At 61.5% G+C, this 16,894-nt stretch carries 8 protein-coding genes, 8 pseudogenes and 1 other annotated feature; of the genes and pseudogenes, 6 read left to right on the top strand and 10 right to left on the bottom strand.

Annotation, left to right across the window (positions count from 1 at the left end; all coding sequences use genetic code 11):
* From istB to HAP41_RS00380, 4 genes and pseudogenes are all read left to right on the top strand, one after another.
* A complete protein-coding gene (gene istB / locus HAP41_RS00395) occupies positions 1 to 753 on the top strand; it encodes an IS21-like element helper ATPase IstB (RefSeq protein WP_166057122.1) in 753 nt (250 codons plus the stop codon).
* A gap of 363 nt (positions 754 to 1,116) precedes the next feature.
* A pseudogene (locus HAP41_RS00390) lies at positions 1,117 to 1,706 on the top strand (transposase); the annotation flags it as partial.
* A gap of 45 nt (positions 1,707 to 1,751) precedes the next feature.
* Positions 1,752 to 1,972: pseudogene (locus HAP41_RS00385) on the top strand (hypothetical protein); the annotation flags it as partial.
* Between the two features lie 27 nt (positions 1,973 to 1,999).
* Positions 2,000 to 2,245 (top strand): annotated as a pseudogene (locus tag HAP41_RS00380) (transposase domain-containing protein); the annotation flags it as partial.
* A 114-nt stretch (positions 2,246 to 2,359) separates the two neighbouring features.
* On the opposite strand, the gene HAP41_RS00375 reads toward HAP41_RS00380, so the two are convergent.
* Entirely contained in the window at positions 2,360 to 6,118 is a 3,759-nt protein-coding gene (locus HAP41_RS00375) for a Ulp1 family isopeptidase (RefSeq protein ID WP_224580549.1), read from the bottom strand.
* Between the two features lie 589 nt (positions 6,119 to 6,707).
* Between HAP41_RS00375 and HAP41_RS00370 the strand changes: the two are divergent.
* Positions 6,708 to 8,012 (top strand): annotated as a pseudogene (locus HAP41_RS00370) (IS3 family transposase).
* Positions 6,992 to 7,109, top strand: a sequence feature (AL1L pseudoknot). (Overlaps the previous pseudogene by 118 nt.)
* A 26-nt stretch (positions 8,013 to 8,038) precedes the next feature.
* Here the strand turns inward: HAP41_RS00370 and HAP41_RS00365 are convergent.
* From HAP41_RS00365 to HAP41_RS00335, 7 genes and pseudogenes are all read right to left on the bottom strand, one after another.
* Positions 8,039 to 8,304: pseudogene (locus HAP41_RS00365) on the bottom strand (IS6 family transposase); the annotation flags it as partial.
* 651 nt (positions 8,305 to 8,955) lie between these two features.
* Positions 8,956 to 9,240: pseudogene (locus HAP41_RS00360) on the bottom strand (transposase); the annotation flags it as partial.
* Positions 9,241 to 9,406: 166 nt separating this feature from the next.
* Positions 9,407 to 10,750: an IS1380 family transposase gene (locus HAP41_RS00355; protein WP_166053720.1), complete on the bottom strand. Its 1,344-nt coding sequence runs from the start codon at positions 10,748 to 10,750 to the stop codon at positions 9,407 to 9,409.
* Positions 10,751 to 10,873: 123 nt separating this feature from the next.
* Positions 10,874 to 11,620, bottom strand: a pseudogene (locus tag HAP41_RS00350) (IS110 family RNA-guided transposase); the annotation flags it as partial.
* Between the two features lie 125 nt (positions 11,621 to 11,745).
* The gene (locus HAP41_RS00345) at positions 11,746 to 12,630 is read right to left on the bottom strand and encodes a hypothetical protein (RefSeq protein WP_166065683.1); all 885 of its coding nucleotides are present in this window, start codon (positions 12,628 to 12,630) and stop codon (positions 11,746 to 11,748) included.
* Position 12,631: 1 nt separating this feature from the next.
* On the bottom strand, positions 12,632 to 12,799 hold the full coding sequence (locus HAP41_RS00340) for a hypothetical protein (protein ID WP_166065728.1): 168 nt from the start codon (positions 12,797 to 12,799) through the stop codon (positions 12,632 to 12,634).
* Positions 12,793 to 13,320: a hypothetical protein gene (locus HAP41_RS00335; RefSeq protein WP_166065736.1), complete on the bottom strand. Its 528-nt coding sequence runs from the start codon at positions 13,318 to 13,320 to the stop codon at positions 12,793 to 12,795. Before HAP41_RS00335 ends, HAP41_RS00340 begins: the two co-directional genes overlap by 7 nt.
* A 75-nt stretch (positions 13,321 to 13,395) precedes the next feature.
* Here HAP41_RS00335 and HAP41_RS00330 point away from each other — a divergent pair.
* Positions 13,396 to 14,500, top strand: a pseudogene (locus HAP41_RS00330) (IS3 family transposase).
* On the opposite strand, the gene HAP41_RS00325 reads toward HAP41_RS00330, so the two are convergent.
* Together HAP41_RS00325 and HAP41_RS00320 are read right to left on the bottom strand one after the other, a co-directional pair.
* Positions 14,470 to 16,539 carry a recombinase family protein gene (locus tag HAP41_RS00325; protein WP_166065785.1) on the bottom strand — a complete coding sequence of 690 codons (2,070 nt, stop codon included), beginning with the start codon at positions 16,537 to 16,539 and terminating at the stop codon, positions 14,470 to 14,472. The pseudogene HAP41_RS00330 and the gene HAP41_RS00325 overlap by 31 nt on opposite strands.
* Positions 16,529 to 16,699 carry a hypothetical protein gene (locus HAP41_RS00320; protein ID WP_206706209.1) on the bottom strand — a complete coding sequence of 57 codons (171 nt, stop codon included), beginning with the start codon at positions 16,697 to 16,699 and terminating at the stop codon, positions 16,529 to 16,531. Before HAP41_RS00320 ends, HAP41_RS00325 begins: the two co-directional genes overlap by 11 nt.
* Positions 16,700 to 16,894 lie beyond the last annotated feature (195 nt).

The raw sequence follows: 16,894 nt of genomic DNA, 5'->3' as shown, positions 1-16,894 counted from the left end.
ATGCTCACCCATCCCACCCTCGACCTGCTGCATAGCCTTGGTCTCCACGGTATGGCCAAAGGCTTCAAGGACCTCGATGCCCAGTCCGAAGCGCGCAGCCTCGAACACGCCGAATGGCTGGCGTTGCTCCTGGAACACGAGAAAACGCTGCGCCAGCAAAAGCGGTTCGAAAGCAGAGCTCGAGCCGCCAAGCTGCGTCATGCCGCCTGCGTCGAGGATGTCGATTACCGCGCTATCCGCGGCCTCGACCGCACGCTCTTTCTAAAACTCGCCGCTGGCGACTGGATCCGGGCACGACATAATCTCCTTGTTACCGGGCCGTGCGGCGTCGGCAAGAGCTGGCTCGCTTGTGCCCTCGGCAACAAGGCTTGCCGAGACGACTTCTCAGTTGCCTACCATCGTGTGCCGCGTCTCTTCGCCGCTCTCGCACTCGGCCGCGCCGATGGCCGCTATACCAAGATGCTGCGGGCGATCGCACGACTTGATCTGCTGATCCTGGACGACTGGGGACCAGAACCTCTCGACGCCGACCAGCGCCGTGATTTGCTCGAAATCGTCGAGGATCGATACGAAGCCCGCTCGATTATCGTCACCAGCCAGCTGCCCGTCGATCGCTGGTACGAAATCATCGGCAACCCCACCATCGCCGACGCGATTCTCGATCGCCTCGTCCACAATGCCTACCGCATCGAACTCAAAGGAGAGAGCCTCAGGAAGCAGAAGCAACCCGCTCAAGATCAACCGGTCTCTTGACCTTCCCAGCCCTCGACGACATCATGAAATTGACCCATGCGAACGACGCCACGGGTGGCCGGCTTCAGATCGGAATACCCGGCCGGCTTCGAATTGGAATGCATGGCCGGCTTCGTCGGAATCCGCAAAAATAGCGCATGACAACGGCGTCGTTGCGGGCCGGCGCATGCGCGTGGATACGACCGTCGTGGAGAGTAACATCCACCATCCGACCGACAGCACGTTATTGGGGGATGGAGTTCGGGTGCTGACCCGCACCATGAAGAAGATCACGGATATTGTGGGTGCGGTCGGGACCAAGCTGCGTGACCGCAGCCGGAGCGTGAAGCTGCGGCTGGGCACTATGCCCGGCCGGAGGCACCGGAGGCAATGGCGTGGTGCGAGACCAACGGCATCGACTACATCTTCGGTCTGTCCGGCACCAAGCCGCTCGCCAGAAAAGTCGACGAGGCCGCCGACGGCATCCGCACGCGACGCGCCATCGAGAACCTGCCGGTTCTGCGTGGCTATACCGAGACGCGCCACAAGGTCAAGTCCTGGGATCGCGAACGGCGTACCGTCGCCCGTATTGAGGCGACGATGCTCGGCCTCGACATCCGCTTCGTGGTCACCAGCCTTGATGTCGGCTCGGCCGAGTGGATCTACGACAGCCTGTATTGCGCGCGCACCGAGCGCTTGGCTGAAGCTGGTGTGGGGCCTTCTGTCGGCAGCGTCGGAGATTCCTATGACAATGCTCTCGCCGAAACCATCAACGGTCTCTACAAGGCCGAGGTGATCCATCGGCGCGGCCCATGGCGCAGCTTCGAGGCCGTCGAGATTGCGACCTGGAATGGGTGGATTGGTTCAACAACCGACGGCTCCTCGCGCCCATCGGCAACATACTGCCGGCCGAAGCCGAGAAACGCTACTACGCCATGCTGGAACACCCCCCATGGCGGCATAACTTAAACTAGACTAAATTGCCTTCGCAAACCCGGGGCGGTTCAGTGTCACAGGAGTTTGGCGGTCTGACGCGCCTCGCCTCCACGTGGGCGTATTCGGATACCGAGCGCCTGATTATCTATCTTGGGGCGATACGATCTCGGGCGGCTTGTCTTGGACGCGATCGGTGCGGCTTGGCGGCGTGCAAATGCAAACCAATTTCGCGCTTCGTCCCGATCTCGTGACCCTACCGATACCAGCCCTGTCCGGTAGCGCGGCGGTACCCTCTACCCTCGACGCAGAGCCCTGTTTGGGCCGAATGACAGGCAGGATCTGCTTGACCAACAATTGTGCTGAGCGCGCATTGAGAGGCATCGCCTTGGGAAGGCGCAACTGGACCTTCGCCGGCAGCCAGCGTGGCGCCGACCGTGCCGCCATCATGCTGACGATCATCACGACCTGTCGCCTCAACAAAGTCGATCCCAAGGCCTGACTCGCCGACGTCCTCGCCCGTATCGCCGATCTTCCCGCATCGCATCTGCACGAACTGCTGCCCTGGGAATGGAAGCTCCTGCGCCGAGCCCGCCGGTCAGCAAGCCGCCTGACCTTCACGCAAACCATCATAGAGTTCGTCGTGCCCGCGCGCACGCTTCAATCAAGCGGTCTTCGTCGTATGCGTACGACATCAGCCCCTGAGTCGGTTCTGCAGCGCCTGCCGATTGGCAACGAGGCTGCTGAGGTTCAGCAGGTGTGGTGCTCGTCCTTGCTCCAATTGCCTAACCAGCGCCCGCGTGCCGTCCACCACGAAGACGCCGCAATCATAAGTGTTCAGCTGCTGGGTCATGCCGCGTGACTCCAGGCGGGCGCCCAGCCTTGCTGCGAGCTCTGCTGCGGGCCTGTTGTTGTATTCCCCCATGGAGTCGTAGCGATAGGCAACCGGCCTTTCGCGGTCGCGGCGATCAACAAACAGCAACGACCAATGGGTGCCGGGGAGATTCGTAGCACGGGCATTGTTCACTGGCAGGAACAGGAAGTCGGCTGTGTCGTCACCATTCTGATCATGGACGATGCGCTGGAATGCGCGTAGCATTTCGCTCTCGGTGCCCAAGCGCAGGCTAACAAGGGTTATGAGAGGATCCACGAACCGCGTCCGGGCGGCGAGATTCGGATTGTCCCCCCCCCCCAACTCTTGCGCCAGGAGCTGGTAATCTCTCAGGACATGCTCGTCGCCCAGCCATTCCGTGTCCTCGAGCACCAGCCCGCGGCCGTGAGGCGAGGCTGTCGGACCTAAAGCCCCGATCTGAGCATCGTAGGAGGTGCTCGGAAACGCCGGCACAGAATTAACATCGTCGCGTGATTCAGACGGCGTGGCCGCAGTCAGATCAACCAATGGAGGACCGCCGTAGGTGCTTGAGCGAGCCCTGGCAGCCTGCGCTGGCGATGCTTCCAGCATCGGCCACATACTCCAATCAAAGTTGAGCGGCATCTGCGGCGACCAGGTTGAGGCGGACCAGGCAGGTTCCTGCTGTCCAGCTTGGACTATGTCCTGCGCCTGCTCCGGGGGAACCCCGGGCCACGGTGGGCCGTCTTCCACCATCAAACGCAGATCCTGATCATAACCTTCCGGGAGGACCAATGGCCGACTGACAGCTCGCTGCAGCGCCGTGGCATCTTGGTACCCACTCCCCTGCATCGTCGGCTGCGCCTGCCATGGCGATGCACCCAGTTGATGGGTGGGGGCCGACGTCAGCAGGCGACCGCCTGAAGCGACGATCTCGCTCAGTTGCCGCTCAATGGCAACGCCGTGCAGATTGTCTAGGGTCCTCGGCCTCTTCGCTGGCCTCAATTCAGCTGTGTCATGCTCATCGTTGATGAGGACCTCCTTGCTTGGCAGGAGGTTGCTCTTGGCAAGTGCACCGATCGGCTCGTCCGGGAACTGCTGGCGGTCGTAGCCCCAATTCAAGGGACGAATGGACTCTCCGGGATCCGATGACTGGTCATGGCGCGCGGCTGGCTCAAGAAGAGATGACGACGGGCCGGGTTCGTCCATCAGCTCCCAAAGCAAATCCTGATCGTAGCCTTCTACAGGAAGCAGCTCCTTTGGCCAACTGCCCGCGTCCTGCGACGCGCTGTGCTGCGCAGCGGCGCCGCCGGCGGGCATCGGCTCCATCAGTACCGCGTTTTCGGGATCAGGACCGGGGGAAATATGGCGCTCGAGCTCCATCGCTTTAGCGCCGGCCTGCGATTTTCGGAGATCAGCCAGTGCGGCACCGATATTCCGATTACCCCCGGCGTCCTTCCTATAGCTCTCGACATCTCCATCCAACGCCTTGCCGGAAAGCCGAGCAGCAATGCCCTTCTTGTTATTTTCACGCAGGTAGTCACTGAAACTGTTAAGAACAACTGCATAGGTACGTACGGTACCTGTCGCAGCTTTGTTTTTGTACTCTTTGATGAGAGCCACGTCCTGGGGATAAGGATTCAGCTTAGCGCGGCCTGCGATCGGCACGATCCCGCCCGTCGACTGCGAGGTCCGGAGATGATCTATTGCCGCAAGGAGTTTCGCGGGATCACCCTTTCCGATGAACTCGCGCGCATCAATGGTCAACGACTCGTCGTCGGGCCGAGCAGCAATGCCCTTTTTGTCATTTGCGAAGAGCCAGCGGCCAAACCTGCGAAGAGAACCTGCATAATCCTTAGCGGTGGCTTCAGCGGCCCCGCCCTTGATGAGGGCCTCCTCAAGCTCCGAAATAAGGGGAGCGTCCTCGGAATAAAGAGGCTGCTTCCTGCGAACCCCGGTTGATCGAGCCGGCTGCAGCGCCGAGGACGACGGGCCGGGTTCGTCCATCAGCCCCCAAAGCAAATCCTGATCGTGGGCTTCCGCAGGAAGCAGCTCCTCTGGCCAACTGCCAGCTTCCTGCGACGCGCTGTGCTCCGCAGCGGCGTCGCCGACCCGCCTCGTCTCCATCAGGGCCGCGTCTTCGGGATCAGGAAAGGGGGAAATATGGCGCTCGAGCTCCATCGCCTTAGCGCCGGCCGACGATTTTCGGAGATAGGCCAGCGCGGCACCGATCCGCCTATTACCACCGGCGTCCTTCTTATAATCCTCGACATCTCCATCCAACGCCTTGCCGGAAAGCCGAACAGCAATGCCCGGCTTGTTGTTTTCACGCAGGTAGTCACTGAAACTGCTAAGGGTAAATGCATAGGTAATGGCGGTACCTGTCGCTGCTTCGTTTTTGTACTCTTTGATGAGAGCCGCGTCCTGGGGATAAGGATTCAGCTTAGCGCGGTCTGCGATCGGCACGATTCCGCCTGTCGACTGCGAGGTCCGGAGATGACCTATTGCCGTAAGGAGTCTCGTGGGGTTACCCTTTCCGAAGAACTCGCGCGCATCAACGGTCAACGACTCGTCGTTAAGCCGAGCAGCAATGGACTCTTTGTTATTTGCGACAAGCCAGCGGCCAAAGCTGCGAAGGGGCCATACATTGGCCTTGGCGGTGATTTCGGTGGCCCCGCCCTTGATGAGGGCCTTCTCAAGCCCCGAAATAAGGGGACCATCCTCGGAATAAAGTGGCTGCTTCCTCTGCCTTCTCAAAACTCCAGTTGACTGAGCCGGCTGCAGCGCCGAGTGCGACGGACCGGGTTCGTCCATCAGCCCCAAAACCAAATCCTGATCGTAGCCTTCTGCAGGAAGCTCCTCTGGCCGACTGAAAGCTCGCTGCGACGCGCTGTGCTCCGCAGCGGCGTCGCTGACCCGCCTCGGCTCCATCAGGGCCGCGCGTTCGGGATCAGGAAAGGGGGAAATATGGCGCTCAAGCTCCATCGCCATAGCGCCGGCCGACGATTTTCGGAGATGGGTCAGTGCGGCACCGATCCGCCTATTACCACCGGCGTCCTTCTTATAGTCTCCGACATCTCCATCCAACGCCTTGCCGGAAAGCCGAGCAGCAATGCCCTTCTTGTTGTTTTCACGCAGGTAGTCACTGAAACTGCTAAGGGCAAATGCATAGGTACTGGCGGTACCTGTCGTTGCTTCGTTTTTGTACTCTTTGATGAGAGCCGCGTCCTGGGGATAAGGATTCAGCTTAGCGCGGTCTGCGATCGGCACGATTCCGCCCGTCGACTGCGAGGTCCGGAGATGACCTATTGCCGTAATGAGTCTCGTGGGATTACCCTTTCCGAAGAACTCGCACGCATCAACGGTCAACGACTCGTCGTCGAGCCGAGCAGCAATGGACTGCTTTTTGTTTTCAAAGAGCCAGCGGCCCAATCTGAGAAGATGACCTACATTCTCCTTGGCAGTGCGTTCGGCAGCCCCCCCTTTGATGAAGGCCTCCTCAAGCTCCAAAATAAGGTCAGCATCTTGGGAATAAAGAGGACGCCTGCGGGTACCGTAAACCTCTGCTGACTGGCCAGGCTGCAGCGCCGAGGCGCCTGGCATTGGCCCGCCGCCTCCATCCTGCGACGCTGGAGGGCATTCGTGCCCGCTCGCCTGCATGATGGGCTGCGCCTCCGATGGCGATGCGGCGACTTGATGGGGGGGGGGGCCTGCATCAGCACACGATCACCTGGACGGGTGATCTCGCTTAGCTGCCGCTCAAAGGCCGCCGCGTCTGTCGACGGGGACACCGGTGCAGTCTCTTGCTGGGCGGCGCTGTTCGATTGTTGCTGCAGTCGGCTAGTTGAGGTGAAATCCATCCGTTCTCACTTTCGAAGATGTAGGCGAATCAGAGCTCGGTTTGGATCTCATGCGCGGGGCAATCGAGACGGCAGCGCGGCGACCAAATCCGCGGCACAGAATGAGCTCTCAACGTTGGATCCAGCAACAAACCACCGTGGGTCCGAACCGTCCGCGCCGCAGGCAGTCGGCCACTCGGATGTTCTTCCCCACAATTTTTGCTATGAGAGGAAGCTGTCGAGTACCTGACGAGCGCTGTCGGGCGACGTAAAAATTGGCTCTGACTCACTTTTGTTGCAGTCTGAACCGCCCCGGGTTTGCCGGAGGCTCCAACTCCCGAGAGGATGGAGCCATGACGAGCAAGACGACGAACAAGTTTTCACCCGAGGTTCGGGCCCGTGCGGTTCGGATGGTTCCGGATCACGCCAGCGAGCACCCTTCGCGGTGGGCGGCGGTGAGATCGATTGCCGCCAAGATTGGCTGCACACCGCAGACGCTACATGACTGGGTCAAGAAGGTCGAGATCGACAGCGGGCAGCGGACCGGCGTTCCGACGGAGATGGCCGAGAAGCTGAGGGCCCTGGAACGGGAGAACCGTGAGCTTCGACAGGCCAACGAGATCCTGCGCAAGGCGAGCGCTTATCTTGCGATGGCGGAGCTCGACCGCCGGTCCAAGCCATGATCGCCTTCATTGACGATCATCGTGGGGCGCATGGGGTCGAGCCGATCTGTCAGGTGTTGCCTGATCGCCCCCTCGACCTACCACGCCCATGTGGCCAAACGGCGCGATCCCGCCAGGCTGTCGACGTGCGCCAAGCCGGACGCCGCCCTGAAGATCGAGGTTCGGCGCGCCTTCGATCAAAACTTTTCCCTCTACGGCGTGCGCAAGGTCTGGCGCCAGCTCAAGCGCGAAGGCTTCGATGTTGCCCGTTGCACGGTGTCGCGACTTATGCGGAACATGGGTTTGCAAGGGTGATCCACGGCAAACCCATCAAGACCACGATCAGCGACAAGGCTGCGCCACGCCTGCTGGATCACGTCAATCGCCCGTTCAAGGCGCCAAGGCCGAACGTTCTCTGGCTCTCCGACTTCACTTTGTCTACGTCGCCTTTGTCATCGACGCCTATGCCCGCAGGATTGTGGGCTGGCGAGCCTCGCGCGCGGCGCATGCAGCTTCGTGCTCGATGCGCTGGAGCAGGCACTGCAAGATCGACGGCCGGTCCATCGTGGCGGGCTCGTGCACCACAGCGACAGAGGCAGCCAATACGTATCCATTAAGTACATCGAGCGCTTGGCTGAAGCTGGTGTGGGGCCTTCTGTCGGCAGCCTCGGAGATTCCTATGACAATGCTCTCACCGAAACCATCAACGGTCTCTACAAGGCCGAGGTGATCCCGCGCGGCCCATGGCGCAGCTTCGAGGCCGTCGAGATTGCGACATGCGACCTGGAATGGGTGGATTGGTTCAACAACCGACGGCTCCTCGAGCCCATCGGCAACATACCGCCGGCCGAAGCCGAGAAACGCTACTACGCCATGCTGGAACAATCCGCCATGGCGGCAGAACTTAAACTAAATGGCCTCCGGCAAACCCGGGGCGGTTCTCCCGGATCACCGTGGGTTGCAATTCTCTGGCGTCTGGGGTGCTGCTGGAGGTAGCGGGGCATCGTCAACTTAACCGACCGCGAGCCGAAGGAGGCGCTTCTCAAAGGTTCGAGATTCGGCGATAGCGCTTGTCGTGGAGATCTCGTGCCAAGTCGCAAAGGCTCGCTCGCGCGAAGCGCGACGGAAGTCGGCAGTGACGGCTCCGGAATAGGGGGTGTGGAAAAGGCTCGCGTCCTGATCGTGAACTGACAGAAACCGTTGAGCCTGACGGGACGATTTGAAACGCTTCATGGCGTCGCCGCGTCGGCTGATGAGAATTCTCGGCCCAATTATTGAGAGCTTTATGGTCGTCCGTGAAGAATGCAGATCGGCCTCAGACGGAGGCAGAAGTTATCTCGATAAAGTATTCGATTTTGCAGGAAAGCCGGGTGTTGGGCCGCGGTTTCTTGCGTTTTGGGATTTTGCTTTCGAGCGATTCGTGATTCCCTGACGGCCGGTCATAGGCATTGGGGACGGCGATGAGAGCGCTTGTCGTCTCCCTCAGACCTGTGAGCGTGCCGCGCTCGATGCCACTTGCAGCGGCCGTTCTCGATTATCAGAAGTACCGAGTGAAGACCTTGCCGGAGGTAGTATAGATGTCATTCGGCCCTTTAATTGCGGTTTGTTGTCAAGCTCACATTTTCGAACTCTCCAACAGCAAGGTGGTAGCGCCCGCGCCGTCGGAGCTGGTCGGGGTTGCGGAGACGGCGCGGGCGCGGCTGATACATGCTCTACTGGCCAGGCATTGGACAGTACGGGCTGGTTGATGTCTTCGCCGGGGTCATGGTCCTTTCCGAGGTCGCGCAGCGCCTCATGATGATGTCCGGGTCGGACGCCTCAACGTCTGCAGCGGAGTACAGTCGAGCGCCACCAGCCGAATGAACGGGGTCGCCACAACACCGTCCCAGCGGGACATCGCCAGTCCGGCAGACCGGACCAGGAACTTTACAAAATCGGATCAGGCTTCCTTTGCTTGGCCCCAGTCAAACGATGTGCCGTCGACCCAGATGCAGTGCAGAACAACGGCGATCTTGCGCGCGATTGCGACCTTCGCCTTCCTCATGCCAATCCTCTTGGCGAGCTTCATTCCCCAGGCCTTAAGGGACGACCACTTCTTCGTTCGATAAAGCAGGACGGTCGCGGCCTCGAACAGGTAAGTTCGAAGACGACGGTCGCCCCATCGTGATATTTTGCCATTGATGTCAGTTTCGCCAGATTGATTGCGCCGAGGTGTAAGACCTAGCCCGCCCTATTCGTGAGAGCGCGGTATTTTGGTCCGACTGGTGCATCCGCACACCTCCGCTGACGAGGCGCACAGGATTGCCTTCGGCTTTTCACCGCCTGACGACCGGTACTTTGCAACGCGCTTGAGGGATGGGTTGGGTGAACGCGGGCGGACGCCCCACCGGTCAAGGACCGAGCGGCAGCAGCGCGCCGGGCAAGCTGCGGATCAGGTCGGCTTCGGGACATGCCGCGGCGAACGCAAGGCGAATGCGGCTCTTGGTCTCGACAACCCGGGCGGCGATTTTCAAGAGCCGAAGACGCAGCGTCGCGAACTCGGCAGTGGCCAATTCCCGGACTTTGGGAATGGCGTCGCGCACGGTCAGCATCAGCCAATAAGCGGCGGTATGGAGAACGAGGCGGACTTGATTGGCGAGCGCCGAACGGCAACTGGTGCGATCGGAGGCGAGCTGCGTCTTATGCAGCTTGATCAGATTCTCGGCTTGGCCGCGCGCGCAATACAGGCTGTCGTAGATCCACTCGGCCGAGCCGACATCGAGGCTGGTGACGACGAAGCGGATGTCGAGGCCGAGCATCGTCGCCTCAATACGGGCGACGGTGCGTCGTTCGCGATCCCAGGACTTTGCCTTGTGGCGCGTCTCGGTATAGCCGCGCAGAACCGGCAGGTTCTCGATGGCGCGTCGCGTGCGGATGTCGTCGGCGACCGCGTCGACTTTTCTGGCGAGCGGCTTGGTGCCGGACAGACCGAAGATGTAGTCGATGCCGTTGGTCTCGCACCACGCCATTGCCTCCGGCCGGGCATAGTGCCCGTCGCCACGGAACGTAATTCGCGTGTTGTGCCACCGCGTCCGGATATGCCGTACCAGGCGGCGCAGATGGGCACGCACCTCGACGCCGCCCGGCGTCTTGCCGGGCCGCAGCACGACCGCCACGGGCCGGCTCTTCTCCGTGTCGTAGACGTGGATCGGCAGGAAGCAGCGTTCGTCATAATGAGCGTTGAACAGCGAGAGCTGCTGATGGCCGTGGACGACATCGCAGGTATCATCGATGTCGAGCGTGACGGATGCCGGCTCGCGCGGGTAGCTATCCATCCATGCGTCGACCAAAGTGTAGGTCAGTCGGATCACGTCGCGCAGGCGCGGAGCATTCTCCAGACGCGACAGCGTCGGTTGGGAACACAGATCGCGGCCCGTGTCCGGCAGCCGTCCGCAGGCCAGCTTGAATGCGGGATCGGACCGCAGATGATCGAGGTCGTCGGCGTCCTCGTAGCCGCAGCAGATCGCGAACATGCGCGCGCGGAACATATCGACCAGGCTGTGCACGACCCGCGTCGGATCGCGCCGATCCGGGAACACCCGGGCCAAATTGTCGGCCAAGCCGAGACGCCGCTCGGCCATCGCCAGAAGCATCACGCCCCCGTTCGAGGTCAGCCGACCGCCATCGAAGGCAGCTGTGACTTTCTTGGCGTGAACGGCTGGAAACGAGAAGGGCAGAATCGTATCGTCGGTCATGGCGGGCGTGGTGTTCGCGGCTGAAGGTGATGGGGTTGGCTTTGCAACCGAATCCTACGCCGCATCAGCGCTTTACACCACGCTCGCCAGCCTCTCAGGCGCCCTCTGACGAATAAGACGGGCTAGATAGGCGCCGACGCTCGATGCTGATCGGAATCGCGATGGGTCATCGATCGTATGGCGGACGGTCAAGGCGGTCACCACGCCAACGCCAGGAACAGTCATCAGGCGGCGCGTCGTCTCATCCGACTTTGCCAACTGGCGGACTTCGTTGTCGAAGTTGCTTTGCTGCTTACAGATCTGTTCATGGATCGACAGAAGCGGCACGATCACACCGAGGAGCTGATGATCTTTGCCCAATAGCTCACAGACCTGATTGCGAAACTGCAGTCCGATCGCACGTGGCAACAGCAAGCCGTATTCTTTGATCAGACTTCGGACCTGGTTCTCGATGTCTCGACGAATAGCCACGAGCCGGTTTCTCGCGACGAGTATCGCGCGGATCCTCTGACTTTCCTCGCTCTTGACTTTGACCTCTCGATACCAGCCAACCCGCACCAGCTCGGCCAGACCTCGAGCATCATTCTGATCGCTCTTGTTCATGCGTACCGACAAAGCCGCGTGGGCATGCCGAGCGTCGATGCAAACCACCGGAAGATCGACCCTGCGAAGTTCATGCCACAGCCAACTCGCCATTGCGCCGGTCTCAAAGCCGATGCGCTCCGCCTGTGGCGCCCGCTTGCGAAGCAGTGCCGTGAGCGCCCCCGGGGCGGGCTTGGCTTTCCCCTCGAACAAGACCTCGCCCGCTTCATTGACCACGCATACTGAAGTTTCTTTTTGCGAGACATCGAGTCCGACATATTGCTTCATGACAGCTTCTCCGAATTGGTTGATTGCGAGAGCTCGATTCTAATGGAGCTTTCGTGTCACGAGCGCTGACCGCAATTACGTCATCGTCTGCAATATTGACCCCCGTATTGCCGCATCTGCGAATGTTACCCTGATGGCGCCATTGCCGATGACGATCCGATGTCGATTAATCGGTCGCGCCAGATGGCTTTCCCGGTTTGCTCGACGAGAGGGGCTGTGGGCGGGTCGGGCCCTACATAGCCCGAGCCGTCCACAACCCCGGGCAATGGGGCAGCGGTTGTGGCGTCGTCGAGCGGGCCCTGGGCGACCAACCGTTCGGCAGCCCTCCGTCTGAGCGCCCTCAGCAGAGGTTGCACAATCGAATGCTGTCTCTTTCCGAACTCCTCAGGGTATTTCTCGCGCAGTCGGCCGACAATTGCGAGCGCCGTCAGCTGCGGCTGCTCTGCGAGCCACGCTTCGATCGCGGCAATATGCGGGTCTAGCTTGGACGGCATTCGAACTCTGGTCTTATAGGGCCGACGAGTTCGCCGGTGCCTGGCACGCGGCTCGCCGACCGTCGCGGTCTTGCCGAGCGTCTTCGCGAACGTCGCCGCGGTCGCCGGCAGGATGCTAGTGTGAGCGGGTTGCAAGCCGCGCGCCTGTCCGGCACGACGATCGACACGAATGCCTAATTCCTCTTGGGTTGGGCGAATCTCCGCCAACAGCGCGACCGGGTCGAGCGAGCGATACTGATCGCGTAGCCGTTTCTTCACGGCCGCGGTCACCTTGGGATGCGCCAAGGCACGCTCATAGGGCGTCGATGGGAGATGATAGCGCTTAATCACTTTAGCCCCTTCGCGACGCTTCTTCTTCAGCTTGAACGACGGCTGGAAGAAGTTGACGTAGAGCCGTGCCGCCGCATAGAGGCGGCCCATCATGCGCGCCGTCTCGACGCCATCGAAGCGGCCATAGCCCATGAGGCGGCGGACGACGGCACCATTCGTCTGCTCGACAAACGCCTGATCGTTCATCTTATAGGCGCGCGAGCGAGTGACTTCGAGCTTCGCGACACCATGGCACGACGACATCGTTCATGAAGGCGCTGTCGTTGTCGAAGTCCACGCCGCGCAACAGCCAGGGGAACAGGCCCTGTGCGCGGTTGATCGCCTCGACGACGAGCGAACCTTCCCGCGTCAGCAACGGCAGGCACTCTGTCCAGCCGGTGGCGACATCGACCATCGTGAGAGTTTGGATGAACGAACCAGCCACCGACGTGCCGCTATGGGCGCCATGTCAACCTCGCAGAAGCCGGGCACCGGGCTGTTCCAGTCATTGAACGTGCGGATCGGGACTTCGCGCCGGATTGCCGAATAGAATCCGGTACGGCGCCGCCTGCCGCGGCTCGCCGCGATCTTCACATCGACGACCAGGCGATCGATGGTTGCGGGGCTGATCGAGAGAACACAGTCACGATCCGCCTGGCCAAGCTGCAATCGACCATGTTGCTCGAGGGCCGGCAGCAAGGTCGGGATCATCACTTTGAGCCGCTTGCCGCACACCCGATCCGACGCCTCCCACAGCGCCGTCAGCGCGTCCTTGATCGTCGCGCCATATCTGCGTCTTCGCTTTCTTGTTGCCTCGACCTGGCCCGGTCCAAACGTCTCGCGTCGCCGGAGCGCCCGCACCTCATACTTGCGATGCCAGCCCGTCGTCGCGCACAATGTGTTTTCAACGAGTGAGCTGCTGCCGGTTTGATGGACACCGAGATTAGGTGTTTCATGAAGCCGGAGGTGGCGATGAAAAGACGGAAGTTCAGCCGCGAGTTCAAGGTCGAGGCGGTCAAGCTGGTGCGGGACCGTGGGGTGTCGGTGGCGCAAGCCGGCCGTGACCTGGATGTTCATGAGAATGTTCTCCGCAAATGGGTGAAGGAGTTGGGCTCCGACCCGGCGCAAGCCTTTCCCGGCCACGGGCAGATGAAGCCGGAGCAGCAGGAGATCGAGCGGCTGCGCCGTGAGGTCGCCAAGCTGAAGGCCGAGCGGGATATCCTAAAAAAGGCCGCAGCCTACTTCGCGAAGGAAGCGACATGAAGTTCGCCTTCGTCGCGAAGCACCGGACGATCTGGCCGGTGGCATGGCTATGCGATGCGCTGGGAGTGTCGCGGTCGGGCTTCCATGCCTGGCTGAATCGCTCTCCCAGCACCAGATCCCGCAGCGACGAGGAGCTCGGCGGCAAGGTCAAGGCCAGCTTCGCCGCCAGCGACCGCACCTATGGCGCACGCCGGGTGTGGCGTGACCTGCTCGCCGACGGGGCGGATTGCGGCCTGCACCGGATTGAGCGGCTGATGCGCCTGCAAGGCTTGCGGGCGCGGCCGCGACGTCGGCGCTTGCCGAAGGACAGCGGCGATCGACAGCTCGAGACCGTACCGGCGAACCTCCTTGACCGGCAGTTCGCCGCCGAGCGGCCGAACCAGAAGTGGATCGCCGACTTCACCTATCTCTGGACGGCCGAAGGCTGGCTCTATGTCGCAGCGGTGATCGACCTGTTCTCACGCCGCGTGGTGGGCTGGTCGATGAGTGCCGCCATGACGGCACAGCTCGTGACGGACGCATTGTTGATGGCCGTCTGGCGGCGCGGCAAGCCGGATGCACTGTTGCATCACTCCGACCAGGGCAGCCAGTACACCAGCGAGCAGTTCCAGCGCCTGATGGCCGACCACGGCATCGTTTGCAGCATGAGCTGGAGAGCTTCTTCTCCTCGCTCAAGACCGAGCGTACGGCCAACAAGATTTATCGAACCAGAGATGAGGCACGCGCCGATGTGTTCGACTACATCGAACGATTTTACAACCGCGCATCAGAACACCCATCTGTCTATGTTGTTGAAGAGAAGAGACTTTGCTGATTGGGATGCGATCCCGTGGGGTATCTTGGGTTCTGTCGCGCTCGTTCGGCGATAGATTGAGCGGCAGTTGTTATCAGCGAGGCGCGGGCGAAGATCCACGGGCCGTCCGACAGCGGATGGAAGGCTTCGATTTCGCCGGCTTCAGCGGCCAGCCGGAGCGTCTTGGGCGCGATCTTCAGGAGCTTTGCGGCGTTGCTAAGGTTGAGCCAGGGTTCGATCCCGTCATCGGCGGGCTTGAATACCGGGAGGTGGTAGCTCGAGCGCATTGATGTGACGCGCTCGCGGGTCCAGCGATTGCCGTTGCCCGTCTTGAGGCCGTTGCGGTTGAGGAGGCCGGCAATCAGATCGTCGCTGGCGATCAGCACCAGTTGACGCACGGCTTGGATAATATCGGCGGAAGTGCTGTTGCGCTGTCCGCGCCGGCGCTTGGGCAAGCGCAACTCGCTGTGAGCGCCACCCACCCAGTGGACGATGAGAACGATCTCGGACGCCGCGTCGTCTATATCGGCCACGACCTCATGGACGAGGGTGCGTACAATGCGCTTCTTGAGACGAGCATCCGTCGTCGGCGCATCCCAGACCGTTTTGAGGTTCGAGGCCAGTACGCCGAGCGAAGCTGGATCAGCAATGGGTGCGGGCGTCGCCGCATCATGCATGGCGATCTTGCCCTCGACCTCCGCCGCGTGAGCGAGTGCCCTGTTCCAGCGCGCTTCCAGCTCACTCGCCACCAACCGGTTCGCGGGGTCAGCGGCATCGTATTGCCGGAAAGCCCGGTCGGCGGCATAGCGCGCCGCTTCCAGATCGCGACTGAGCGCATCGCGCACCTGATCCCGCCGTTCCCTGGCTCCTTCGGCGGCAGCGGTTGCAGCGGCGATAGCGCCCGGACCGACGACGCCAAGCAGTGCGTCCTCGATTGCATCATCGACACGCAATCCGCCGAAGGCGATGCAGTGGGCCCCGCCATTGTCCATCCAGGCGCGGCTGCAGCTGTAGCGCGGGATATGGTTTTCCATGCCGGAGTACCGGAGTGTGAGCTTGCGGCCGCAGCGCTTGCACCGGATCAGACCGGCCAGCAGCGCGTCCCCATGCTTGGGTGCGCCGTGATGCCGACCGGTGGGAACGTTGCTGCTGACCATGGTGCGGATCGCCTCGAACCTCTCCCAGCTCACATACCCGTCGTGGGTGTTGGGCATCAGCGCCAGCCATTCGTTCCGCGTCTTGCGGCGGATCTTCACGCTCACGCCCCCGGCGCTGTATCCCGCCGCCACAGCCGTCTTACCATAGGCATAGGCGCCGCCGTAGACCGGGTTCTCAATGATCCGGTGGATGGCGGAGTAACTCGGTCGCCGCCAGGCTGTGTCGCCGTTGGACTGCTTCACTGGTAGATCGAGATTGTACTCGTGGAGCCAGCAGAGCGCCTGTCGCGCGCTGCCCAGTTCCTCGACCTTGTCGAACACCAGCTTGATCGCTTCCTGGACACGCCGATCCGGATCTTTCTCATAACGGTCGCCGGCCTTCACGAAACCGACGGGCGCCGCCACAACCAACTCGCCCCGGCGCGCCTTCTCGTAGCGGGCCGAGAGCGAGCGTTGGCGCAACAAATCCAGTTCGTACTCGTTGAGGCTGCCCTTGAGCCCGAGTAGCAGGCGATCGTTGCCGTGCCTCGGTGCATAGATCGTCTCCTGATCGACCAGAACGGTATCGACCACGCGGCACATCTCGATGAGTTGCTGCCAATCCCGGCTGTTGCGGGCGAAGCGCGAGACCTCGCGGGCGCAAACCGCACCAACCTTACCGAGGCAAACCTCCGCTACCATTCGCTCGAAACCGGCGCGTTGCACGCCGCCGGCGGCTGAACGACCGAGATCATCATCGATCACTTCGATCTCTGACCACCCGAGTGCCGTCAGCCGGTCCCGCATGGCGTATTGCAATGCGCTGCTCTCGCGATTGTGCAACACCTGATGTGCTGAGGATTGGCGCACGTAAAGAATCGCCTTACGCTCCAGATGATGAGGCCTGACCTTGTCAGAGATCATGATCGACCCCCTTCGCGGGCGGCGTCGCTGTCATCGCAGCATGGTCGAGGATCAACTGCGTCATCAGGCTTGTGAGGGCCGCCCGGGCTTCCGCCGGCAACTCCGGCCATGCTGGCGCGCGGATGGCGCCGTTCGGCAGGCCGCTCCCGAACAGATCCATCTGTTGCTGCGGCCGCGGTTGTCGATTGTGTCGGTATCCGCTCCCTGGCATTGCCGTCTGCCGTGACATGGGTCTCTCCCCGATTCTGGTCGTGAGAGGCTCTGGATGCGCTAGAAAGCAGGGCAGCTGATGGCGTTCGATCCATCAACACCAGATCGAGAAGCGCAGAAAGCGCTGCAAGTGCGGTTATGCTGA

It is taken from the genome of Bradyrhizobium barranii subsp. apii (assembly GCF_011516635.5).
GTDB classification, from domain to species: domain Bacteria; phylum Pseudomonadota; class Alphaproteobacteria; order Rhizobiales; family Xanthobacteraceae; genus Bradyrhizobium; species Bradyrhizobium barranii.
Note: the sequence above shows the minus strand (reverse complement) of the source record. Positions and strands in the feature narration are given on the sequence as shown.

Coding starts and splice junctions, on each gene's coding strand:
- istB (WP_166057122.1), top strand. CDS start 1: ATGCTCACCCATCCCACCCTCGACCTGCTGCATAGCCTTGGTCTCCAC.
- HAP41_RS00375 (WP_224580549.1), bottom strand. CDS start 6,118: ATGCCAGGCGCCTCGGCGCTGCAGCCTGGCCAGTCAGCAGAGGTTTAC.
- HAP41_RS00355 (WP_166053720.1), bottom strand. CDS start 10,750: ATGACCGACGATACGATTCTGCCCTTCTCGTTTCCAGCCGTTCACGCC.
- HAP41_RS00345 (WP_166065683.1), bottom strand. CDS start 12,630: ATGAACGATCAGGCGTTTGTCGAGCAGACGAATGGTGCCGTCGTCCGC.
- HAP41_RS00325 (WP_166065785.1), bottom strand. CDS start 16,539: ATGATCTCTGACAAGGTCAGGCCTCATCATCTGGAGCGTAAGGCGATT.
- HAP41_RS00320 (WP_206706209.1), bottom strand. CDS start 16,699: ATGGATCTGTTCGGGAGCGGCCTGCCGAACGGCGCCATCCGCGCGCCA.